Genomic DNA, 20925 nt, shown 5'->3' with positions numbered 1-20925 from the left:
TGCATGGTTAAGATCAATCGAAAATGGGCGGTCGTGACCTGCCTGATGGCGCTCTTGATCTGGGGCAATTCGCTGGTTCCCGGCTCGGGGTCGGGCTCGCTGAGCCTAACGGTCATGGAAGCTATCCGCGGTTTCCTGCACGGCGTGGGACTTCCATATGAATGGGTGACCAACTTTGTTGTTCGCAAGTGCGCGCATTTTACCGAGTATATGGTGCTCGGCATCTTGGCAACGCACGCCTTTGATTTTGAGGGCCGGCGCACCTTTGACGTGCTGCTGCCCACGGCGGTGTTCCTGCTGCTGATTCCCTCGATTGACGAGACGATCCAGCTTTTTGTGCCCGGTCGCGCTGGCATGATCACCGATGTGATGATCGACTGCTGTGGAGCGGCAACGGGCGTTGTGCTCCGATATCTCTTACGGTCGCTGATGTGCGCCAAAAAAGCCGCCTAGGACGTATTGTTTGGTCCTAGGCGGCCTTTTTTATTTGAGGGCTTATATGAGGCGTGGTGGCGTCGTCCTGTAGGTCGGATTTGCCGGGCGTGCCACGCCCCGTGGGTGCGTCTGCTACTGGAGCGCCTGTGCACCAAGAGCCAGGCAGCCCATAATGCCCTGTTTGCCCTCGAGGCTGTTGTTGACGATATAGCTATCGATGTCGGCCATCTCGGGCGTGACGATGTAGCCGTTGAGCATCTCGGCACACTTCTTGCGGGCGAGCGGCACGATGGGGGTGTGGTCGGCCACGCCGCCGCCAATGATGATCTTTTGCGGCGCGTAGCACAGCGTGTAGGTCATGAGCGCCTGCGCCAGATAGCCGGCGAGCAGGTCCATGGCCTCCGGGTCATCGGCCATATCTCCGGCGCTCTTGCCATCCCAGCGCTTTTTAACGCCGGGGCCGGCGATGAGGCCCTCGAGGCAGTTGTCGTGGAAGGGGCAGCCGCTGTGCTCGCCAATGGTGTCGCGCGGGTCGCGCGTGACCAGGATGTGACCGGCCTCGGGGTGCATCATGCCGTGCACGAGCTGGCCGCCCGAAAGCACGCCGGCGCCCACGCCGGTGCCGATGGTCAGATACGCCACGTCAGTGAGGCCCTGGGCGCAACCAAAGGTGACCTCGCCCAGGCAGGCGACGTTGACGTCGGTGTCGTAGCCGCAGGGAATGTCGAGTTCGTTTTGAATGGTGCCCAGCAGGTCAAAGTAGCGCCATGCCGTCTTGGGGGTCTCCAAGATCTTGCCGTACTGGGGCGAGGCGGGGTTGACTGCGGTGGGGCCAAAAGCTCCGATGCCCAGTGCGGCGATGCCCTTGTTCGCAAACCATGCGTTGACGGCCTCGACGGTCTCCTGCGGGGTCGTGGTCGCGATCTGCTCGCACTCCAGGACCATACCGTCTGCATAGCCCGTGGCGCAGACCATCTTGGTGCCGCCGGCCTCGAGCGCTCCGATAAGCTGCTGCTCTGCCATAGTGTTCCTTTCTCTATGACGAGTTGCTCTGTCACTAAAGTATAGCGCTCTAAACAATGTAAGAAAGCGCTATAAAAAGAATCCTCGCAACGCGGTGGACGGTGCGAGGATTCTTTGGTTCCTATAGTTGTCGGGCTGTCCTTACCAGCGCGGCTTGATTTTATCTCGCAGAGACTTGAGGTTCTCCAGCGCCGCGCTGAGCGTCTCGTCTCGCTTGGCAAAGTGGAAGCGGATGAGGTGGTTGACGGGCTCGCGGAAGAAGCTGGAGCCCGGAACGGCGCCCACGCCCACCTTGGAGGCCAGATCCTCGCAGAAGTTGAGGTCGCTGTCATAGCCAAACTCAGAGATGTCCATCATCACGTAGTAGGCTCCCTGCGGCACGTTGTGCGTGAGGCCGATGCTGTCGAGTCCCTGACAGAATAGGTCGCGCTTGGCGGTGTAGAGGTCGAGGACCTCCTGGTAATAGCTGTCGTCGAAGTTGAGGGCGGTGACGACGGCCTCTTGCAGGGGGGCGGCGGCGCCTACGGTGAGGAAGTCGTGGACCTTCTTGATGCGCTCGGTGATTTCGGCAAGGGCGATAGTGTAGCCCAGACGCCAGCCGGTGATGGAGTAGGTCTTGGACAGCGAGCTGCAGCTGATGGTTCGCTCGAACATGCCGGGCAGCGTGGCCATATAGACGTGCTCGTGGGGCGCGTAGACGATGTGCTCGTATACCTCGTCGGTGATGCAGTAGGCGTCGTACTTTTTGCACAGGTCTGCGATAAAGGTGAGCTCCTCGCGGGTAAAGACCTTGCCACAGGGGTTGGACGGGTTGCATAGGACGATTGCCTTGGGATCGTTGTCTCGGAAGGCTGCCTCGAGGACCTCACGGTCGAAGTCAAAGGTGGGCGGGTTGAGCGGCACATAGATGGGCTCAGCGCCCGAGAGGATCGTGTCGGCGCCGTAGTTCTCGTAGAACGGCGAGAAAATGACGACCTTGTCGCCGGGGTTCGTGACCGTCATCATGGCGGCCATCATGGCCTCGGTGGAGCCGCAGGTGACCACGATGTTCTCGTTGGGGTTGATCGGCATGCCCATAAAGTGCTCCTGCTTGGTGGCAAGCGCCTCGCGCATGGCCTGGGAGCCCCAGGTGATGGAGTACTGGTGGTAAAGCGGCTTGGGGTCGGTGGCAATGGTGCTGAGGCTATCGAGCAGCTGCGCCGGGGGATTGAAATCGGGGAAGCCCTGCGACAGGTTGACGGCACCATACTTGTTGGAGATGCGCGTCATGCGGCGGATGACCGAATCGGTAAACGCCGCCGTGCGGTTGGAGAGTTCTTTCATGCCTATCCTTTCGAGCATTGGGTGGAGCAAGTTTACTCCTATGGAACCGATGGGATTTGCTTGAAATGGTCTCGAAAAACTCTTTTCAAAATTCTTGAAAATTGGGGCTTGCATCGCGTGGCGTTCCTTGCAATAATAGTCGAGCGCGAAGCGCACAGGACACGGTGGGTGTAGCTCAGTTGGCTAGAGCGACGGGTTGTGGTCCCGTAGGTCGAGGGTTCGAGTCCCTTTACCCACCCCAGTTCTTGCTTCGTGTTGATATCGGGTCGTTAGCTCAGTTGGTAGAGCAGGGGACTCTTAATCCCAAGGTCCAGGGTTCGACCCCCTGACGGCCCACCAAAGCATGTTTAGACGGTCAACGAAAGTTGGCCGTCTTTTTTTGTTAACAGTACATGGGGTCGAACCCGTAAGGGCGCGGAGCTGAGGAAATGCGCGAGCATTTGCCAGCGCAGCGCGCAAGGCGCGAAGCGCCGCAGCGGCCGCCTGCGCAGCAGGCTGACCCCCTGACGGCCCACCAAAGCATGTTTAGACGGTCAACGAAAGTTGGCCGTCTTTTTTGTTGACCTTTCATGGGGTCGAACCCGAAAGGGCACGGCCGCTTTCACAGATCGAGTCTACCCTGGGGATCGGTAAAACCGTCAGTACCTTCCTTGAGTTTCTTCTCCGCTGCCTTCACGCGACGCTCGAGCTTTTTTGTATCCTCGGCAGGTGGCAGGTTCTCGGGGACAATTCCGCGGTCGATGAGGCTGCCACGCACGCTTGTGTTGTTCTCGACGTGCTCTTGCTTGATCTGGTCCAGACCGTACAGGTCGTGTTCCTCGGCGTTGAAGGCCGTCATCGAGTTCGTAAGGTCCTTTGCTTTGATGAGGACATCGGCTAACCTGTCCGCCAATGCCGCGCTCTTGGATATGCCGAGCTGCTGCTTCATTTCCGCCGTGCTTCTGCCGCCGAATAACGCTTCGTCGCCCTTCGACTTGATGATTGCGAATCCTTTGGAGTCCACGCCGCGTTTGAACGCAATACCCGAGAGCTGTTTCTCTGAATCGGATAGCGAGTGGCGCGCCTGTAAGCGCTGAATCTCTGCGAAGCGCTGCTCTATGAGCTCTTGGCGGCGCGTCTGCACGGCAAAGTATGCCTGGGCGAGCGCGATCTCTGGCTTGTTTGAATCTCCGTTTTGGGCGATTAAATAGCATGCATAGCGCGTAAGCTTGTAGTCTTTAACCGCGCGAGCGGCGACACCGGCAGTTATCATTTTCGTGGTGTCACGAAAATGGGAATCAACTGGAGTTTTATTTGTTTCGCACGAGACTTTTGCCCTCTTAACAACTTCGGCGAAGTTCTCCCATCGAGTGTATCCCATGGGTTCCATTAAATCGCGTGCGAGCCAATACTCAACGCCGTCTTCCACATTGGCGTAGCTATCAAGTTCGACACGCCACTTCTCGATATCACTACTGTCCATATCTCCTCCTCGCTGATCTATTGTCTATGCGCGCTTTGCCCGCTCTGTACTCAGAATAAGGATACGCTGCCGTGCGGACACGAATGGGCCCCGTGCCACTTCGAGGTCACGGGGCCCATAGATATCGATTAGTTGTGCTCTGCTCTAGATAGGTGTCCAGTTTAATTCGATCGATAGTGCGAACCCAGGCTTTCGGTCCGCTTGCGCATGGCTTTGACCATCTCCGTTGCCAGCTGATTCTGCGATTGCAGGCGGGCGAGGGCTGCGATCTCGCTGTCATTGGCATGCGGCTTGCTCAGCGCCGTTGCCTCGTCTTTCAGGCTTTCAAGCTGTTGCAGGGCCTTGGATAGACCTGCTTCGGTCCTGTTGATCATGCAATAGGTGCTCATCGTGTGCTTAAGGCTGTGTGTCAGGCGTTCGGCATCTGTTGTGGCAATGCCATACTGAGGGAGGGCGATATCCATCGGAGCGGCCGCCTCGGGAGCGTCCAGCGCTGCTTGGGCTGCCGATGCGCCCGCGATGCGCCCAAACACGATGCCATTGGCACTCGACAAGCCGCCGATGCGGTCGGCGCCGTGCATGCCGCCTGTTGCCTCACCGCAGGCGTAGAGGCCTTCAACGCCCGTGTACGCGGTCTTGTCGATTTTGATACCGCCGTTGGCGGCGTGGGCATACATCGCCACGCGCATCTCGTCAGTCGGGGCGATGCCGTGCTCGTCTTGCAGCCAGGTGGCAAAGGTCTGCACAAACTCTGGGACATCCTCGCGGGGAAAGTCGTAGTGGAGTGCCAGGCCTTCGACACCTGCCTGATCGATGACGAGATCGATAGCGCGGGAGGCCAAGCGTGACGTGAAGGGACCATATCCAGAGCGCTGCTCGAGCAGGTCGTCCAGCTTGTCGTCGGCAATATCTACCGGCTGGTCTACATGTACGTAGCGCCAGGTTTTCTCGTTGAAGACCAGGTTGCGCTTGGGCTCGATGAAACCGGGCATCATCTGCATGAACTCTATATTAGTAAGTGTTGCGCCGTGCGCCAGCGCGATGGCCTGCGAGGAGCTGAGCACATCAGCCGACGTAAGGCTGCGCTCGAACAGGCCGCCTGTGCCACCGGTTGCGATGATCGTGGCCTTGGCAGCAAAGGGCACGATTCGATTTTCGGTGAGGTCGTAGAGCACGGTTCCGGTTATTCTACCGTTCGTGTCCTCAACAAGGTCGATAAGCTCATAGCGGGGGAGCAGGCGAATGCCGAGTGACTCGATTCGGGTCGTCAGAGCGTCCTCAAGGGGCTTGCGGGTGAGGCCGCGCCACATGCGCGTCTTGTGGTCAAAGCAGGGGATAAATTGCTTTTGCTGGGCGCTCTCAGCGCTTTGCGGACGCTGGAGCTCAACGCCTAGGTCTTGCTCGAGCCATTCAATTGCCTGGGGAATGCCGTGGACAAACGTCTGGACAAGCTCGGGGTCGGCGACGCCGCCACCAACGGTCTGAATGGTGTCGATGAGGTCCTGCTCATCGTCTTCGTCGACGGGTCCGATAAGCCCCAGGCCCCAGGTTCCGGGGAAGAAGCTCGATCCACTCATAGTCTTTCCGGCGCTTGCCACAGTGACGGTTGCACCCGTGCGTGCCGCTTCGATGGCGGCGCAAAGGCCCGCAATGCCAGATCCAATTACCAGTACATCAGTCGATTCCATCGGATTCCTTTCTCGTCCGGCGCATTGTCGCATGGGTGATCGGCAATGGGGCCGCAAAGACTCGGCAAATCGGTAAAGGGCAAATATGGCAGGTGGGCGTCATGGACGTTCTGACGCTCCGTCTCATCACATCTCGTATTTCGCCCCAACTGATATATCGGCATTAGTTGCCCTGCGACAGCGTAAACAAAAAGAGCCGCTACCCCGAAAGGTAGCGGCTCCAAAGCTCAACTATGTGAGCATCGCGCGGGCGCGACTAGGCCTTGAGGGCCTCCTCGACGGCGACAGCGCAGGCGACGGTGGCACCGACCATGGGGTTATTGCCCATGCCGATGAGACCCATCATGTCGACGTGCGCAGGCACGGAGGAAGAACCGGCGAACTGGGCGTCGGAGTGCATGCGGCCCATGGTGTCGGTCATGCCGTAAGAGGCAGGGCCGGCGCCCATGTTGTCCGGGTGCAGGGTACGGCCAGTGCCGCCACCAGAAGCGACGGAGAAGTACTTCTTGCCAGCCTCGAGGCGCTCCTTCTTGTAGGTGCCAGCGACGGGGTGCTGGAAGCGCGTGGGGTTGGTGGAGTTACCGGTGATCGAGATGTCGACGTTCTCGTGCCACATGATGGCAACGCCCTCGCGGACGTCGTCGGAACCGTAGCAGTTAACGGCAGCGCGGGGACCATCGGAGTAGGGGATGGTCTCGACGACCTTGAGCTCGCCCGTGTAGTAGTCGAACTGGGTCCTCACGTAGGTGAAGCCGTTGATGCGGGCGATGATCTGAGCGGCGTCCTTGCCCAGACCGTTGAGGATAACGCGCAGCGGCTTCTTGCGAGCCTTGTTGGCGTTCAGAGCCAGGCCGATAGCGCCCTCAGCGGCAGCGAAGGACTCGTGGCCAGCCAGGAAGGCGAAGCACTCGGTGTCGTCGGAGAGCAGCATAGCGCCCAGGTTGCCGTGGCCCAGACCGACCTTGCGGTCCTCGGCGACGGAGCCGGGAACGGTGAAGGCCTGGATGCCCTCGCCGATGATGGCGGCAGCCTCAGAAGCGGTCTTGGCGCCACGCTTGACAGCGAGAGCGCAACCGAGGGTGTAGGCCCACTCGGCGTTCTGGAAGGCGATGGACTGGGTGTTGTTGACGATCTCACGCGGGTTGAAGCCCTTGTCGGTGCAGATCTGCAGAGCTTCCTCGAGGGAGGCGATGCCGTTGTCGGCGAGGCACTTGTTGATCTTGTCAGCGCGGCGCTCGTAACCTTCGAACGTAACAGTCATAGTTATTTCCCTCCCTTTCTACTCGTGAACCGGGAACACGCTGGCGACGGAGTGAGTCTCCTCGTCGGTGCGCGGGTCGATGTACTTGGCAGCGTTCTCCCACTGACCATAGTGGCCCATAGCGCCAGCGATGGCCTCCTCGGGGGTCTTGCCGGCCTTGACGGCGTCGGTGAACTTGCCGAGGTTCAGGAACTCGAATGCGATGATCTCGTTCTTGTCGTTGAGAGCCATGCGGGTGACGTAGCCCTGAGCGAGCTCGAGGTAACGAGCGCCCTTGGCCTTGGTGCCGAACATGGTGCCGACCTGAGAGCGAAGGCCCTTGCCGAGGTCGTCGAGGGAGGCGCCCACGGGCAGGCCGCCCTCGGAGAACGCGGTCTGGCTGCGGCCGTAAACGATCTGCAGGAAGATCTCGCGCATAGCAACGTTGATGGCGTCGCAGACGAGGTCGGTGTTGAGGGCCTCGAGGATGGTCTTACCGGGAAGGATCTCGGAAGCCATGGCGGCAGAGTGGGTCATGCCCGAGCAGCCGATGGTCTCAACGAGGGCCTCCTCGATGATGCCGTCCTTGACGTTCAGCGTGAGCTTGCAGGCGCCCTGCTGAGGTGCGCACCAACCCACACCGTGCGTAAGACCGGAGATGTCGGAAATCTCCTTAGCCTGGACCCACTTGCCCTCCTCGGGGATGGGTGCGGGGCCGTGGTATGCACCCTTGGCAACGGGGCACATGTTCTCCACTTCCTGTGAGTACTGCATGCCTCTCCTCTCTATCGTGTTGGCGTCCCGTCTGGGGGTCGTGGCTGGCGATTGCCGGGCGACCCTTCGAAAGGGACATGACATGCAGCCCCTATAATACCGCGAAATGCACGGAATATTCGGCGAACGGCTCAGTTTTCGTAGCGAGAAGTCCGGAAGTTTTAATTGAAACGGTTTAACTATATGTTCTGTGGTCGCGAACTTCCGTAGAGGGGGTTCGTCTTGGGCAAGCTTTTGGTCAGCTCTTGTATGCGTTGCGGGGTCTGACCTGTTGCAACGGTGCCGTTCGCCGCCCGTTTACTGCCTTTGGCCGCGCGAGTGTATTGTTTTGCGTGAATGTTTTGATGGCACGCTTCAATCGTGCTGTATTGGATGGCAATCAGATCCCGGCGAAGGGAGCGCCATGCAGCGCGTTTGGAGAACGGTTACCGGCTTTTACCATGTCTGTGCCCGCGGTACGGGCAAGCAGCTCATCTTTGAGGGCGATGAAGACCGGTGGGAGTTTTTGGAGCTGATGCGCGAGTGCTGCCGCGAGGCGGGCGTGACGGTTATCGCCTGGTGCCTTATGGGCAATCACGTGCATCTGGTGCTTGCAGATTACGAGGACGCGATGAGCGCGGCGATGCACCGGCTGCTTTTGACGTACGCGCGGCGGTTCAATAAACGCACGGGGCGCACGGGGCATCTGTTCCAGAACCGTTTTGACCGGCGCTCGCTCGATACCGACCGTTATCTAATGGCTGCCATTCGCTATGTTCACGCTAATCCGCAGGAGGCGGGTATCGCCCTGATCGAGCGTTATCCCTGGAGCAGCTTTGCCGAGTATCTGAGAGCGTATGACAACGATACGACGAGGGGATTTTCGGACCCTTCTTGTGTGCTTGAGCTCTTTGAGTCTGCCAAGGGGTTTCTGGATTATTCTCTGTCGATGCCCGATGGTTCCGATCCGGTGATTCACGATATGGATGAGACAGAGTGGGAGCGGCGTGCGTTTGCCGACAAGATGGCGAAGCGCCTGGGCGTGCCGCTCAACGAACTCAAGACCGTAGCGCCCTCGCGGCGAGATGGAATCATTTTCGCCCTGCACGATGTCGGCTACACGGTGCGCGAGATCGAACGATATACGGGAATCAGCAAGAGTACCGTCTCTCGTATCGTGCGCGCTTATGTTCGGGTGAATGCTCAGGCTGAGGGCTCGGAATAGAAAATGGCCGAACCACTCTTGTCAAGCGATTCGGCCAACAAAATTCTTAAGATTTGGGACAAATACTACTGATTATTTTGTCCCGTGAGCATGCCGTCGAGGGTGCGCCAGGCGAGCTCGGCGCATTTGACGCGGGCGGGCATGTGCGAGATGTCCTGGAGCTGGGCGGCTTCGTCCAGGTCTTCCAGGTCCTCCTCGGAGAGCTTCTCGCCGCGGATCATGGCGAGGAAGAGCTCTGCCAGGTGGCGAGCTTCCTCGACGGTCTCGCCGGTGATGAGGTCGGCCATGATGTCGGCACTGGCCTGGCTGATGGCGCAGCCGTGACCGGTAAAGGAGGCCTCCTCGATCACGTTGTTCTCGACACGCAGCTGCAAGGTGAGCTCGTCTCCGCAGCTAGGGTTGATGCCGTCGTGCTCGTGCGTGGGAGCATCCATCTCGTACTTATAGTCGGGGTGCGAGTTGTGCTCCATAAATGTGGTGGAGGTGTACAGATTACCCATTGAACGTGCTCCAAACGTGATGCAGGCCGGCGATGAACTTGTCGATGTCGGCCTTGTCGTTGTAGAAGGCTACGCTGGCGCGGCAGCAGGCAAGGTTCTCGACGCCCAGCCAGGTGAGCAGCGGCTGCGCGCAGTGGTGACCGGCGCGGATGCAGACGCCGTCCATGTCCATGATGCTCGCGACATCGTGCGGGTGGATGCCCTTGACATTAAAGCTCACGACGCCGTGGTGGTTATCCCAATAGATTGAGCCGATGATCTGGACAAAGTCGAGCTGCATGAGCTCGCCCATCAGGTAGTGGACGAGTGCCTGCTCGCGTGCCTGGATGTTTTCGTAGCCCACCGTGTTGACGAGGTAGTCGAGGGCGGCGCCTGTGGCGAAGATGCCGGCGGCGTCCTGCGTGCCGGCCTCGAACTTCTCGGGGACGGGAGCCCAGACGGCGTCCTGCTCAGTAACCGAGTCGATCATCTCACCGCCGGTAAGCATGGGCGGCATGGCGTTGAGCAGATCCATCTTGCCCCACAGCACGCCGATGCCCATGGGGCCCATGGCCTTGTGCGCGCTAAAGGCAAAGAAGTCGGCGCCCAGATCGGCCACATTGACTGGCATGTGCGGCAGCGACTGTGCGCCGTCGACGACCAGATAGCCGCCGTACTTGTGCACGAGCTTGCCGAGGTTCTTGACCGGATTCTCGACGCCCAGGACGTTAGAGACCTGACCCACGGCCAGGATCTTGGTCTTGGGGCCCGCCTTGGCCAGAACCTCCTCGGTCGTGAGCTGGCCGGTCTTGGTGGGGTAGAGGTAGACGAGCTTGGCACCGGTCTCGCGGCAGACCTGCTGCCACGGAATCAGGTTGGAGTGGTGTTCCATGATGGTGATGACGACCTCGTCGCCCGGCTCGAGGACTGTGGGTGCAAAGCTCTTGGCGACCAGGTTGAGCGACTCGCTCGTGTTGCGGGTGAAGACGACTTCGTTGGCCTGGGGGGCGCCGATGAGGTCGGCGATCTGTTGGCGGACCTTCGCGATGGCGTCGGTGGCCTCGACGGACAGCGAGTACAGGCCGCGCAGGGGGTTGGCGTTCATGCGCTGGTAGAAATCGCGCTCGGCGTCGAGCACGCAGGCGGGACGCTGCGCGGTGGCGGCACTATCGAGGAAGGCGATCTCGGGATGCTGCTGGAACAGCGGGAACTGTGCCTTGTAGGGGTTGGTCTCGATGTCTACGGTAGGCCAGCCGCGCGAGGCCTCGTCGCTGGCGTCGAGCTCCATGGGCTCGGGGGCGGTACAGGTGTCGCATTTAACGTGCTCGGTATCGATCATGCGAGCTCCTCTTCAAAGTTGTCGATCAGGTTGTTGCCCAAGCGGACGACGGCGGCGCGGGTACGCTCGTCGGTGGCGGAAAGCGCGGCGTCTTCCAGCTTGGCGCGGATGAACAGGTCCTCGGCGGCGTTTTGGTCAAGGCCGCGGCAGGCGAGGTAGAACAGCTGCTCGTCGCGGACGTGACCGATGGTGGCGCCGTGGTTGCCGGCGACGTCGTCCTCGTCGCAGAGGATGACGGGGACGGTCTTGTTGTCGACGCCCTTGTTGGCCAAAAGCACCGTCTCGCGCTCGGTGCCGGTTGCACCCTTGCAGCCGTGCACGAGGTCGATGGTGCCGCGGTAGACCTTCTTGGACGTGCCGGTCAGCACGCCGTTGGCGTCGATCTCGCACTCGGTCTTGCGACCGCGGTGGCGCAGCTCGTAGTTAAAGTCGCGCACCTGCTCGCGGGCGCCCAGGTAATCGGTATCGATGGTGACCTTGGCGGTATCGCCCAGCAGGTCGCCGGCAAGGCCGGTGGCGCTGGCGCCGGCACCCAGGACGGTGTGTTGCACGTTGACGCGCGCGCCCTCGTCCAGGAACAGACCGGTGTCGTCGAGCGCGATCCAGCTATCGTCGAGCGTCTGCGTGCAGGTCACGTTGACGGTGGCGTACTCGTGGGCGCAGACGCGCAGCACGGAGCCCACGACACCCTCGCCAGCAACGGGGGAGTCCAGGGCGATCTGCAGGTCGAGCGTTGCCTGCGGGCGGGCGACGACGTCGATGGCGGCAATCGCAGCCGCTGCGTCGACGCCACTCACGCGCACGGTAACGGCGGCGTGCTGGTAGGCGGGAACATCGATGACGATGCGCTTGGTGGCGTGCTCGGTCAGATACGCATAGGCAGCCTCGCCCATGCCGGTCTCGAAGGCCTCGGCAGGGGAGAGCTCCTCCTCGAGCTTGATGGCGCCGGCCTGGTAGACAGAGGTGGCGGGCACGTCGAGCTCGGTCTCGGGCGTGATGCGGGCACGGTCGGCAGCGTCGCCGGGGGCGGAGGCGCGGCGCTCGGGGAAGCGCTCGGCCATGGCGTCCATGGCGGCGTCGAAGGCGTCGGCCGAGCCGGCAAGCTGCTCGTCCAAGCCCTCGACCTCAACGGCCTCGGCGGGTGCGGCGGCAAGTTCGGCCGAAAGCTCGAGCTTAGTCTGGTTCATCTTGAGCCAGCCCCAAGTTGCAGCAGGCATCGCATTGACCTGCTCGAGCGTGGTGGCAGCGGTGTTCGTGGTCTGTTTCATTATCCGATCGCTCCTTCCATCTCGAGCTTGATCAGGTTGTTCATCTCGACGGCGTACTCCAGCGGCAGCTCCTTGGAGACCGGGTTGGCAAAGCCGTTGACGATCATGGTGCGGGCCTCTTCCTCCGAGATACCGCGGCTCATCAGGTAGAACACCTTGTCGTCGCCGATGCGGCCGATGGTGGCCTCGTGGCCGATATCGACGTTCTTGGCGCGGATGTCCATGGCCGGAATAGTGTCGGAGCGGCTCTGGTCGTCGAGCATCAGCGACTGGCAGCTCACGGTTGCCTTGGAGCCCTCGGCCTTGGGTGTCGCCACAATAGAGCTGCGGAAGGTCTGAATGCCGCCACTCTTGGAGATGCCCTTGGTCTCGACGGTTGCCGAGGTCTCGGGCGCGTTGAGCACGACCTTGCAGCCGGTATCCAGGTTCTGGCCGGCGCCGGCAAAGGTAATGCCGGTAAAGCTCGAGCGGGCGCGACGGCCGTTGAGCACGCTCATGGGGTAGAGGTAGCCCACGTGGCTGCCGAAGGAGCCACTGATCCACTCGATGTCGCCGTCCTCGTCCACGCGCGCACGCTTGGTGTTGAGGTTGTACATGTTCTTGGACCAGTTCTCGATAGTCGAGTAGCGCAGGTGCGCACGCTTGCCCACAAAGAGCTCGACGGCGCCGGCGTGGAGGTTGGCCACGTTGTACTTGGGCGCGGAGCAACCCTCAATAAAGTGCAGGTCGGCATCGTCCTCGACGATGATGAGCGTGTGCTCAAACTGGCCGGCACCCTTGGCGTTAAGGCGGAAGTAGCTCTGCAGCGGGAAGTCGAGCTTGGTGCCCTTGGGCACGTAGACAAACGAGCCGCCCGACCATACGGCGCCGTGCAGGGCCGCAAACCTGTGGTCGGTGGGCGGGATGAGCGTCATAAACTTCTCGTGGATGAGCGGCTCCCACTGCGGGTCGTGCAGGGCCTCCTCGATGCCGGAATAGACGATACCCATCTTGGACGCGGTGTCCTGCATGTTGTGGTAGACCAGCTCGGAGTCGTACTGCGCGCCGACGCCCGCCAGGTAGCTGCGCTCGGCCTCGGGGATGCCCAGGCGCTCAAAGGTGTTCTTGATGTCGTCGGGCACCGACTCCCAGTCGTGCTTTTTGTCGGTGTTGGGCTTGACGTAGGTGACGATGTTGTCCATGTCCAGGCCCTCGATGGAGGGGCCCCACGTCGGATCGGGGAAGCGGTTGAAGATCTCGAGGGACTTGAGGCGCAGGTCGAGCATCCACTGCGGTTCGTCCTTCTTGGCGCTGATCTCGCGCACGATGTCGGGCGTGATGCCGGCGTCGAGGCGCTCGAATCCCTCCTCGCCATAGGTGAAGTCGTAGAGGCTGCGGTCGATGTCCGCGACCTCGGTGCGGTTCTTGGTCATTACGTCGCCCCTTTACGCCTGCTGCTCGGCAGCGGCGGCCTCGGCCTGGGCGCGCTGCTCGGCGGCCTCGCGCTCGAAGGTCTCAAAGCCGTTCTTGTCGATCCAGGGGATGAGCGAGGCGTCGTCCTCGCGCACGATATGACCCTTGACCATAACGTGGACGCGGTCGACATCCAAGTGCTCCAGGATGCGCGTGTTGTGCGTGATGATGAGCATGGAGCCGTCGCAGCTCTTGCGGTAGGCGTCCATGCCGTGGCTGACGGTGGAAAGCGCGTCGACGTCCAGGCCTGAGTCGGTCTCGTCCAGAATGGCGAGCTTGGGCTGCAGCAGCAGAAGCTGGAGCATTTCTACCTTCTTCTTCTCGCCGCCCGAGAAGCCCACGCCCAGCTCGCGGTTGAGGTAGGCGGTATCCATGTTGAGCTCGGCCGCGAGCTCTTTGACGCGACGGCGGAACTCCTTGCCCTTCATCTCCAGACCGGGGCGGCCGGCGATGCTGGCGCGCAAAAAGCTCGACAGCGGCACGCCCGGGATCTCGACCGGGGCCTGGAAGCTCAGGAACAGGCCGGCACGCGAGCGCTTGTCGGTGGTGAGCTCGGTGATGTCCTGGCCGTCAAAGACAATACGGCCGTCGTTGACGGTGTAGACGGGGTCGCCCATGACCAGGTGGCCAAGGGTGGACTTGCCGGCGCCGTTGGGTCCCATCAGCACGTGGGTCTCGCCGGCGGCGACGTTGAGGTTGACGTTGTGGAGGATGGTCTTCTCGTCCACGGAGGCGGTCAGACCTTCGATGGAAAGCAGCGGATTTGCGCTCATGCTGTCCCTCTCTGTATATGGTGTACTCATGGGTGTGCGAAACCCTAGGAATCTTCTCGGAATAAAGTTACTATGGGTTTGGCGTTAGTCAAGGGAAAACCCGACTAATCCACTCGACTTTTCAAATTCTGGGACAACATAACCTGTTGTGTTTGTCCCATTTACTTAAGAAATGGGACAAACAAACCTGGTTATGTTGTCCCAGATGCGATGGGAGGGTAGGTATGCTCATTTCTTCCAAGGGCCGCTATGCCCTCCGGCTGATGATCTATATCGCGGCGCTGGGCGACGCCGAGGGCAAGATTGCCCTGCGCGAGGTTGCCGACCGCGAGCGTATCTCGCAAAAGTATCTGGAACAGCTGGTTCGTCCACTTATGAAGGCTGGCCTGCTTAAGAGCGTGCGCGGCAAGGGCGGCGGCTACATGATGGCCAAGGATCCATCCGAGGTGCGTGCTGGCGACATCCTGCGCGCTGTCGAGGGCAGTACTGCTCCGGTGGCGTGCGATGGTATCGACAACAGCTGCGCCCGCAGCGATCTCTGCTCGACCGTCAAATTCTGGCGCGGTCTGGACGACGTGATCGAAAAGTACGTCGACGGCGTGACGTTGGCCGACCTTGCTGCCGTCCCTGAGATTAACTTTGACATTAAGCTGTAGGGCTGCAGATGGTATCTCTCGACAAGGTGTACAAGCAAATTGAGATTTTTGCTCGGGAATGTGACGCCGAGAGGGTTGTGCTGTTTGGTTCTCGTGCCCGCGGTGACAACTTACCTAAGAGCGATATTGATATTGCTGTAGCAGGTTGCCGGGATTTCGACCGTTTCTCATATCTGATAGAGGAGCGTCTTGATACTCTTTTAGATATAGACGTCGTCAATCTGGATGAGTCCTTATCGCAGCAATTGCTCGATGAAATTGCCAGGGATGGTGTGATTCTGTATGAAAAAATATGAGAACTTTGCCAGCGCCTTGGCGAATCTTGAGGATGCACCCAATCAGGATCTTAGCAATGATTTTGTTCAGAGTGGATTGATTAATAAGTTCAACCTTCAGTTTGAACTGAGCTGGAAGCTCCTTAAACGTCTGCTCGAGTATGAGGGCGCCACGCTTGCTGCATCGGGGTCTCCTCGTGCCATCTTGAAGGAAGCCTACCGATTCTACGACTTTATTGATGAGGCGGCATGGCTAGATATGCTCAGAGACCGCAATACGAACGTCCATATCTATGACAACAAGCTCGCTCAAGATTTGATTCAGCGTATCCTGAACGTCTATATCCCCGCTTTCTGTCAGTTGAGAGACGGGCTGATGGGACGCTACGGCGATCTTCTTCTGGTGCCCGACGACCAGTTTGTTTAATTCCTTTAGATTTCGCGGATTTCGCGGAGGGTTGTTGCCGTTTACCGAGGGGTTGTTGTGCAACAACGGGCGAGCTGCAATACTTACTCTTATCTTTGCAAACTGCACTTTAACTACACCAATGCAGGGAGGATCTTATGCAGCCCAAGCATTCTGCTATTGTCGCGGGCCTGACGCTGGCGCTTTCGTTTGGCGCCGTTTCCGCGCCGGCACCCGCCGCTGCCGAGGAGCCCACGCCGGGCGTTGCCTCGAATGCGACCGATATCGATAAGGGTCTCTATACCCAGCAGTCCTTCTCGGGCGTGCTGAGGTCGGTCCAGGGCGTTTCGTTTGTTAACGTGACCACCGAGATGAAGTACTTTACCAAGTACGAGAGCCATGGCAACTATAACCAGGGCTTTTCGTATGGCGACGGCTATAACGCGCTGGGCTATTACCAGTTCGACCGTCGATGGTCGCTCATTCCGTTTATGAAGCAGGCCTACAACTACAACCCCGAAAAATACAGCATGCTCAAGGATGCGATTGATCGCGGCAGCGAGATCTCCAACGCGAGCAATGCCATGTACGAGAACGGCCAGCTCACCGAGCTGGGCCATATCGCGCAAGATGCCTTCCAAGGTGCGTACAACACCGATCCTGTTGAGTTCTCAGCACTTCAAGATGCCTATGCGTACAACTCGTACTATGCGGTGACCGAGGCGTGGCTCAAGAGTGGCTTGGGCATTGATGTTTCGGGCCGCGCCGATTGCGTTAAGGGCATGGTGTGGAGTATCACCAACATGTGCGGCACCGGTGGTTGCAGGGACTTCTTCCGCTGGGCAAACCTTTCTAACAGTATGACCGACCGCGAGTTTGTGACGGCGCTCTCCAACAGCGTGGTCAATAACGTGGCGACCAAGTATTCGAGCCAGCCCCAGTATCATGAGGGCTGGAAGAACCGCTACCGCAACGAGCTGAAGGACTGCTTGGTTTATATCGCCGAGGATGAGGCTGCCGCTGCGACGCCCGTGCAGCCCGAGCCTACGCCGGCGCCCTCGCCGACACCTGATTCGAATGACGACTCGAGTGACGATGCCAACGATGACAGGATGGATGCGCCCTCGACCGATACTGACGGTGATGGTTCTGCTGGTGGTACTACCAACGACGGCTCTACCTCGAACGGCTCTGCTGCGGGCGATTCGTCTTCAAGCTCTGTCGGCAATACGGGCGGCGACGCTTCTGGTTCGACCGGCGCTGACGCCTCTAACTCATCCACCGGCTCGAGCGATTCGTCCGCTGACACCGGCTCTAACAACGGCTCTGGCTCTGCCGCAATCCCTGATTCCGATGCTTCCAAGGACGACTCGAATAAGGCGCCGGACGCTCCCGTTGCTTCGCCGGACAAGAAGCCTTCTTTCTCCGTGCAGCTTGGTTCTACGCTGGGCTCTTCGCTGATGGCTGGTGTCAATAACGGCTCGACCCAGAACAGGGACAATTCTGATCAGGTTTCCACGGAAAAGTCCGAGGCCGCAAAGGGCGACTCCAAGGACAAGGCTTCCGAGAAGACCGAATCCGATAAGGGTTCTAGCTCTGATGAGAAGGGCGACAAGTCCGGTCAGAAGAAGGACGAGAGCAAGACCGAGGGCGAAAAGAAACAGTCCGAAGACGACGACAAGAGCGGTGCTGACGACCAGGTCCAGGAGCAAAATGACTCCAAAACGGTGACAACTACAACCACGACGACTACAACGACCAAGTCATCTGGCGGTAACATGCCCAAGACGGGCGACCTTATCGTTATGGCGAGCCTTGCCAGCGCGAGCTTGGCTACGCTGGGTGCTACGTCTATCGTAAGTGGTAAGCATAAGCTTGATCAGCAGAAGAAGGCTTCTGGGGAGGACGGCTCGGAGGAGTAGCCTCTCGGTTGCCAGATAACTAAAGAGTTGGGACGGGGTCCGGTGCGAATGCATCGGGCCCCGTTTTGTTGTGCAACGATTAGTTATGCCCCCTCACACCTCTTGTTGCTACCGTTGCCCGATATGTTCGCGCGGCGTCGTCGGTACGCGCGAGGCGGTCATTACAATTGGCATCGTGCAGCGATTTAGGGGGAACGTTTTGGTGTCTGAACAGGCAAATGTTGATTGTGCTGCTGGCTTTGGCGTGCGCTTGATCGGCTGTGCCGACGATGCGGTTTTGCCCATTGGCATGCACGACTATGCGGAGGCCCTTGGTTGCTGCATGCTGGTTGACAAGACCGTGTTTATTGCCGATGTGTTGGACTGCGACGCGTCCGTTGTGGTGTGCTGTCGACCCGAGGGTTTTGGCAAGAGCATGAACTTGTCGATGCTTAGGGCTTTTCTGGAGCGTCCAGCGGTCGGTCGCTCTGGTCAGCGTTTGTTTGCCGATGCTCAGATTTGGGATGCGAACGGCGGGCGCTATCGGGATGAGTATACTTGCTATCCGGTGATATCGCTGGACTTTTCTGGCGCTGCGAGGCGTGGCCCCGCTGTTGCCGGCGTCGTGCGCGATGCCCTTTCGGGCGAGTGCGCTCGCTTGTTGGCTCTCTTGGAGGCTCCGGATTTAGCTCGAGATAAGGTGCGTCACATCGAACGTGTCGCGCGTGGGGTGGCGAGCGAGGACGAGGTCGCCTCGGTGCTCGGTGTGCTCATAGAACTGCTGGAGATTGCCTGCGATGAGCAGGTTGTATTGCTCGTTGATGGGTACGATGCGGCGTGGTCTCGCCGTGCGAGCGCGAGGGACGCTTCCGACGCCGATCCGGCAGAACTACTTGACCGTGTGCTGTTTGACGCCATTGCCACTGCGCGCGATTCGTTGCGGCTGACGTGTCTGATGGGGGAGTGTCCCGGTCCTGCCGAAGCGGCGCTTTCTTCGCGCGGCTGCTCGTATTGTCTGACGACGCCGCTGTCGGCGTGGTGTGACCGATGTCTCGGTTTTTCGGATGCTGAGGTCGAGGCTCTTTTGAATCATGCTGGGCGCGAGGAATACCTGGATGATGCGCGTGACTGGCTCGAGGGGTATCGGTTTGGCAGGGCCTATTGCTCGAGTCCAGAGCGTGTGATCGGTTTTCTGGGCCGAGGCTGTACGGCGCCTGTGCGTGCCGATCTGTATGGATATGCCGATTGCCTGAGTAGGGTAGTTGCCGGGTGGAATCTCGACCGCCTTTCGGTCTTGTTTGATTTGCTCGAGGCCCATGGGTGCGCTGAGGTCCCGCTTTGTTTGGGCACTGCGGAGCCAGATGTCTCGCCTGACGATGGCATGTGGACAGCGCTGTATCTGTCCGGTTTTCTCACGACGGATATGACTGAGGAGCCAGAGCATGGCGATCGCCTCCGTGCTTTGCGATTGCCCAATAACGAGCTTCGCCAGGCCTTGCGTCTAGTGATTATTGAGTGGTTTGAGTGCGCTGCAGAAGACATTCGAGACGTCGATGCGTTTCGCGACGGGCTGTGCCATGGGAACGAGGATACCGTGAGGCGGACGCTAAGCCGCATCTTGGGAGATGCGGGAATCGGTGCGACCGACCCAGATGCTCCGCTGCCATATCACCTACTCTTGCAAGGACTCTGCTTTGGATTGCCGGGCTATGCCAATCCTGCTTCGAGGCGAAAGTGTGGCGCGGATCGCTGGGACATCCAGGTTTTTCCCACGGGCGCCGTGTTCGACATAGCCGATACGATCGGTATGCTCGATGAACGTCCGCTGATAACGATCAACATGATGTATGACCCCGGTGTGGATGCGCTGGGCCTGGAATTGCTGGCCGTGCAGGCGCTGCTCGACATAGAGCGCGACGGCATCGACGAAATCCGTGTGCCGCGACCCGGCGTTGGTCGCATGCGCTGGGGGTTTGGGTTTGATGGACAGCATGTGGCTACGGTGTACCAGCGGCTTTAAGCGCTGAGGTGTTTCCGGCTTCCGTTACTCGGTGTCCTTCATGGGCGGCATGGGCTTCCAGTTGGGATCCTTAACGATCTTGCGGGCGTCCTTCATGCCACGGCGCAGCGCCGGGATACCGGTCTTAAAGCACTTGTCAACGGCGGCCAGGCGAATGAATTCCTTGCAGAAGGTCGCGGCGTTGCCCAGACGGAACAGCACTGGGTGGTAGTCGCCGTAGATCTGCATGTAGCGAGCAAGGAAGCCTCGGTTGCGCATGATGTAGTAGCGGTTGGTGTCGCTCGTGGAGTTGAGCTGGCGCTTGCCGGCGATATCCCAGTTAGAGACGGCGCGGGCGCGCTTGAGTACCACGTCGGCAACAACGGCGGCGGGGAAGTGCTGGCTGGCCACGTAGCCATAGCAGGCATCGTCGCCGTAGATAAAGAAGCGCGCGTCGGGTAGGCCAATCTTGTCGACCACGCGGCGCGAGAACATGCCGCCCTCAAAGCACAGTTGGTTCATGGTGCGGTGGCCCTCGGGCCCCAAGTCCCACTTGGCGACTGGGTTGGGAATGCCGAGTGAAAGGATGAGTTGGTATTGCCAAAAGAAGGCGCCGCCGTCAAAGTCCAGGCGCGAGCCCTGGATGACGTCGTAGCGGTCGGTCCACTTGGCCAAGCGCTCGATGCCTTCGGGGATGACGAGCACGTCGTCGTCCATGACCCAGAACCACTGGGCCCCCAAGTCGTAGGCGCATTTAGTGCCGGCGGAGAAGCCGCCCGCACCGCCGCCGTTTTCGAGCTGCGGGGCGTAGATGACACGGTCGGTGCGGCCCTGCGCGTCGGGCTGCTCGGTGTCGATGCCCCACAGGTTGGCCAGGCGCTCGTTGAATGCGGTGCACATGGCCTCGGTCTCGCGCGAATTTTCGTTATCGACAATCACGATGCGCCAGGGCGTTGCCGTGAGCTCGGTCATTGAGTCGAACAAGTTGGCCAGGAGTTCCTGGCGCTTGTACGTAACGACGACGATGGCGAGCTTGTCGATGGGGGCGGGAAGGGTGGAAGTCATGAACGAGAATATCCTTTCGCGTGGGCAGCATATCGGCCCTGCGGAATAAACAACGTGTCCCATGGGACACAACTATTGTAAGCGTAGGCGGGCGCCCGCGGGTAATGTTCCGCTAATCACCAAGAACGTTTGCTACAAGCCTGGTTGACGTGTGGGCGTAGCG

Annotated in this window: 19 protein-coding genes and 2 tRNA genes; 9 read left to right on the top strand and 12 right to left on the bottom strand. The window is 59.8% G+C overall.

Features of this window, described 5'->3' with window-relative positions; genetic code table 11:
* The first annotated feature begins 3 nt into the window (after positions 1-3).
* On the top strand, positions 4-453 hold the full coding sequence (locus tag DW024_RS07185; protein WP_006235485.1) for a VanZ family protein: 450 nt from the start codon (positions 4-6) through the stop codon (positions 451-453).
* 114 nt (positions 454-567) lie between these two features.
* Here the strand turns inward: DW024_RS07185 and DW024_RS07180 are convergent, their stop codons facing one another.
* Positions 568-1458 carry an ROK family protein gene (locus tag DW024_RS07180; protein WP_118377346.1) on the bottom strand — a complete coding sequence of 297 codons (891 nt, stop codon included), beginning with the start codon at positions 1456-1458 and terminating at the stop codon, positions 568-570.
* 141 nt (positions 1459-1599) lie between these two features.
* Positions 1600-2781, bottom strand: coding sequence for a pyridoxal phosphate-dependent aminotransferase (locus DW024_RS07175; protein WP_118377345.1), 1182 nt, complete (start codon positions 2779-2781; stop codon positions 1600-1602).
* Between the two features lie 164 nt (positions 2782-2945).
* Between DW024_RS07175 and DW024_RS07170 the strand changes: the two genes are divergently transcribed.
* Positions 2946-3022, top strand: a tRNA-His gene (locus DW024_RS07170).
* 22 nt (positions 3023-3044) lie between these two features.
* Positions 3045-3120 (top strand) — tRNA-Lys (locus DW024_RS07165).
* Between the two features lie 262 nt (positions 3121-3382).
* Here DW024_RS07165 and dinD read toward each other — a convergent pair.
* The 4 genes from dinD to DW024_RS07145 form a co-directional block, all read right to left on the bottom strand.
* Positions 3383-4243 carry a DNA damage-inducible protein D gene (gene dinD, locus DW024_RS07160; protein WP_117757949.1) on the bottom strand — a complete coding sequence of 287 codons (861 nt, stop codon included), beginning with the start codon at positions 4241-4243 and terminating at the stop codon, positions 3383-3385.
* A 161-nt stretch (positions 4244-4404) separates the two neighbouring features.
* Complete coding sequence (locus DW024_RS07155) at positions 4405-5931, bottom strand: FAD-dependent oxidoreductase (RefSeq protein WP_118377344.1); 1527 nt, start codon at positions 5929-5931, stop codon at positions 4405-4407.
* A 256-nt stretch (positions 5932-6187) separates the two neighbouring features.
* The gene (locus DW024_RS07150) at positions 6188-7192 is read right to left on the bottom strand and encodes a GGGtGRT protein (protein ID WP_118377343.1); all 1005 of its coding nucleotides are present in this window, start codon (positions 7190-7192) and stop codon (positions 6188-6190) included.
* A gap of 18 nt (positions 7193-7210) precedes the next feature.
* Positions 7211-7945 (bottom strand): iron-sulfur cluster assembly scaffold protein, encoded by a 735-nt coding sequence (locus tag DW024_RS07145; protein WP_006235554.1) that lies wholly within the window; start codon positions 7943-7945, stop codon positions 7211-7213.
* Between the two features lie 403 nt (positions 7946-8348).
* Between DW024_RS07145 and DW024_RS07140 the strand changes: the two genes are divergently transcribed.
* Positions 8349-9149 (top strand): transposase, encoded by an 801-nt coding sequence (locus DW024_RS07140; RefSeq protein ID WP_118377342.1) that lies wholly within the window; start codon positions 8349-8351, stop codon positions 9147-9149.
* 65 nt (positions 9150-9214) lie between these two features.
* Here the strand turns inward: DW024_RS07140 and sufU are convergent, their stop codons facing one another.
* The 5 genes from sufU to sufC are packed head-to-tail and all read right to left on the bottom strand — an operon-like array spanning position 9215 to position 14460.
* A complete protein-coding gene (gene sufU, locus DW024_RS07135) occupies positions 9215-9649 on the bottom strand; it encodes a Fe-S cluster assembly sulfur transfer protein SufU (protein ID WP_117563904.1) in 435 nt (144 codons plus the stop codon).
* Positions 9642-10967, bottom strand: coding sequence for an aminotransferase class V-fold PLP-dependent enzyme (locus tag DW024_RS07130; RefSeq protein ID WP_199576946.1), 1326 nt, complete (start codon positions 10965-10967; stop codon positions 9642-9644). Before DW024_RS07130 ends, sufU begins: the two co-directional genes overlap by 8 nt.
* Positions 10964-12235, bottom strand: coding sequence for a SufD family Fe-S cluster assembly protein (locus tag DW024_RS07125; RefSeq protein WP_118377341.1), 1272 nt, complete (start codon positions 12233-12235; stop codon positions 10964-10966). Before DW024_RS07125 ends, DW024_RS07130 begins: the two co-directional genes overlap by 4 nt.
* Positions 12235-13647: a Fe-S cluster assembly protein SufB gene (sufB, locus tag DW024_RS07120; RefSeq protein WP_118377340.1), complete on the bottom strand. Its 1413-nt coding sequence runs from the start codon at positions 13645-13647 to the stop codon at positions 12235-12237. The genes DW024_RS07125 and sufB overlap by 1 nt, the downstream gene beginning before the upstream one ends.
* Before the next feature lie 12 nt (positions 13648-13659).
* Entirely contained in the window at positions 13660-14460 is an 801-nt protein-coding gene (gene sufC, locus DW024_RS07115; RefSeq protein WP_006235561.1) for a Fe-S cluster assembly ATPase SufC, read from the bottom strand.
* Between the two features lie 224 nt (positions 14461-14684).
* Between sufC and DW024_RS07110 the strand changes: the two genes are divergently transcribed.
* The 5 genes from DW024_RS07110 (at position 14685) to DW024_RS07090 (ending at position 19718) form a co-directional block, all read left to right on the top strand.
* The gene (locus DW024_RS07110) at positions 14685-15116 is read left to right on the top strand and encodes an Rrf2 family transcriptional regulator (protein ID WP_117757946.1); all 432 of its coding nucleotides are present in this window, start codon (positions 14685-14687) and stop codon (positions 15114-15116) included.
* Between the two features lie 8 nt (positions 15117-15124).
* The gene (locus DW024_RS07105; RefSeq protein ID WP_117655961.1) at positions 15125-15412 is read left to right on the top strand and encodes a nucleotidyltransferase family protein; all 288 of its coding nucleotides are present in this window, start codon (positions 15125-15127) and stop codon (positions 15410-15412) included.
* The gene (locus tag DW024_RS07100) at positions 15399-15818 is read left to right on the top strand and encodes an HI0074 family nucleotidyltransferase substrate-binding subunit (protein WP_117635061.1); all 420 of its coding nucleotides are present in this window, start codon (positions 15399-15401) and stop codon (positions 15816-15818) included. The genes DW024_RS07105 and DW024_RS07100 overlap by 14 nt, the downstream gene beginning before the upstream one ends.
* A gap of 137 nt (positions 15819-15955) precedes the next feature.
* Positions 15956-17719, top strand: a complete 1764-nt coding sequence (locus DW024_RS07095; protein WP_118377339.1) for a hypothetical protein — start codon at positions 15956-15958, stop codon at positions 17717-17719.
* A 202-nt stretch (positions 17720-17921) separates the two neighbouring features.
* Positions 17922-19718 carry an AAA family ATPase gene (locus DW024_RS07090; RefSeq protein ID WP_158572184.1) on the top strand — a complete coding sequence of 599 codons (1797 nt, stop codon included), beginning with the start codon at positions 17922-17924 and terminating at the stop codon, positions 19716-19718.
* Between the two features lie 24 nt (positions 19719-19742).
* Here DW024_RS07090 and DW024_RS07085 read toward each other — a convergent pair whose 3' ends face one another.
* Positions 19743-20762 (bottom strand): glycosyltransferase, encoded by a 1020-nt coding sequence (locus DW024_RS07085; RefSeq protein ID WP_118377337.1) that lies wholly within the window; start codon positions 20760-20762, stop codon positions 19743-19745.
* Positions 20763-20925: the final 163 nt, after the last annotated feature.

Source organism: Collinsella sp. AF37-9, assembly GCF_003475115.1.
Classification (GTDB): Bacteria; Actinomycetota; Coriobacteriia; order Coriobacteriales; family Coriobacteriaceae; genus Collinsella.
This window is presented reverse-complemented; position numbering and strand designations above follow the sequence as displayed.

Excerpts from the sequence above, each read along its gene's own strand:
- DW024_RS07105 (WP_117655961.1), top strand. The coding sequence starts at position 15,125 with ATGGTATCTCTCGACAAGGTGTACAAGCAAATTGAGATTTTTGCTCGG.
- DW024_RS07140 (WP_118377342.1), top strand. The coding sequence starts at position 8,349 with ATGCAGCGCGTTTGGAGAACGGTTACCGGCTTTTACCATGTCTGTGCC.
- DW024_RS07095 (WP_118377339.1), top strand. The coding sequence starts at position 15,956 with ATGCAGCCCAAGCATTCTGCTATTGTCGCGGGCCTGACGCTGGCGCTT.
- DW024_RS07145 (WP_006235554.1), bottom strand. The coding sequence starts at position 7,945 with ATGCAGTACTCACAGGAAGTGGAGAACATGTGCCCCGTTGCCAAGGGT.
- DW024_RS07100 (WP_117635061.1), top strand. The coding sequence starts at position 15,399 with ATGAAAAAATATGAGAACTTTGCCAGCGCCTTGGCGAATCTTGAGGAT.
- DW024_RS07130 (WP_199576946.1), bottom strand. The coding sequence starts at position 10,967 with ATGATCGATACCGAGCACGTTAAATGCGACACCTGTACCGCCCCCGAG.
- dinD (WP_117757949.1), bottom strand. The coding sequence starts at position 4,243 with ATGGACAGTAGTGATATCGAGAAGTGGCGTGTCGAACTTGATAGCTAC.
- sufU (WP_117563904.1), bottom strand. The coding sequence starts at position 9,649 with ATGGGTAATCTGTACACCTCCACCACATTTATGGAGCACAACTCGCAC.
- DW024_RS07155 (WP_118377344.1), bottom strand. The coding sequence starts at position 5,931 with ATGGAATCGACTGATGTACTGGTAATTGGATCTGGCATTGCGGGCCTT.
- DW024_RS07085 (WP_118377337.1), bottom strand. The coding sequence starts at position 20,762 with ATGACTTCCACCCTTCCCGCCCCCATCGACAAGCTCGCCATCGTCGTC.
- DW024_RS07180 (WP_118377346.1), bottom strand. The coding sequence starts at position 1,458 with ATGGCAGAGCAGCAGCTTATCGGAGCGCTCGAGGCCGGCGGCACCAAG.
- sufC (WP_006235561.1), bottom strand. The coding sequence starts at position 14,460 with ATGAGCGCAAATCCGCTGCTTTCCATCGAAGGTCTGACCGCCTCCGTG.
- DW024_RS07175 (WP_118377345.1), bottom strand. The coding sequence starts at position 2,781 with ATGAAAGAACTCTCCAACCGCACGGCGGCGTTTACCGATTCGGTCATC.
- sufB (WP_118377340.1), bottom strand. The coding sequence starts at position 13,647 with ATGACCAAGAACCGCACCGAGGTCGCGGACATCGACCGCAGCCTCTAC.
- DW024_RS07150 (WP_118377343.1), bottom strand. The coding sequence starts at position 7,192 with ATGACTGTTACGTTCGAAGGTTACGAGCGCCGCGCTGACAAGATCAAC.
- DW024_RS07110 (WP_117757946.1), top strand. The coding sequence starts at position 14,685 with ATGCTCATTTCTTCCAAGGGCCGCTATGCCCTCCGGCTGATGATCTAT.
- DW024_RS07185 (WP_006235485.1), top strand. The coding sequence starts at position 4 with ATGGTTAAGATCAATCGAAAATGGGCGGTCGTGACCTGCCTGATGGCG.
- DW024_RS07125 (WP_118377341.1), bottom strand. The coding sequence starts at position 12,235 with ATGAAACAGACCACGAACACCGCTGCCACCACGCTCGAGCAGGTCAAT.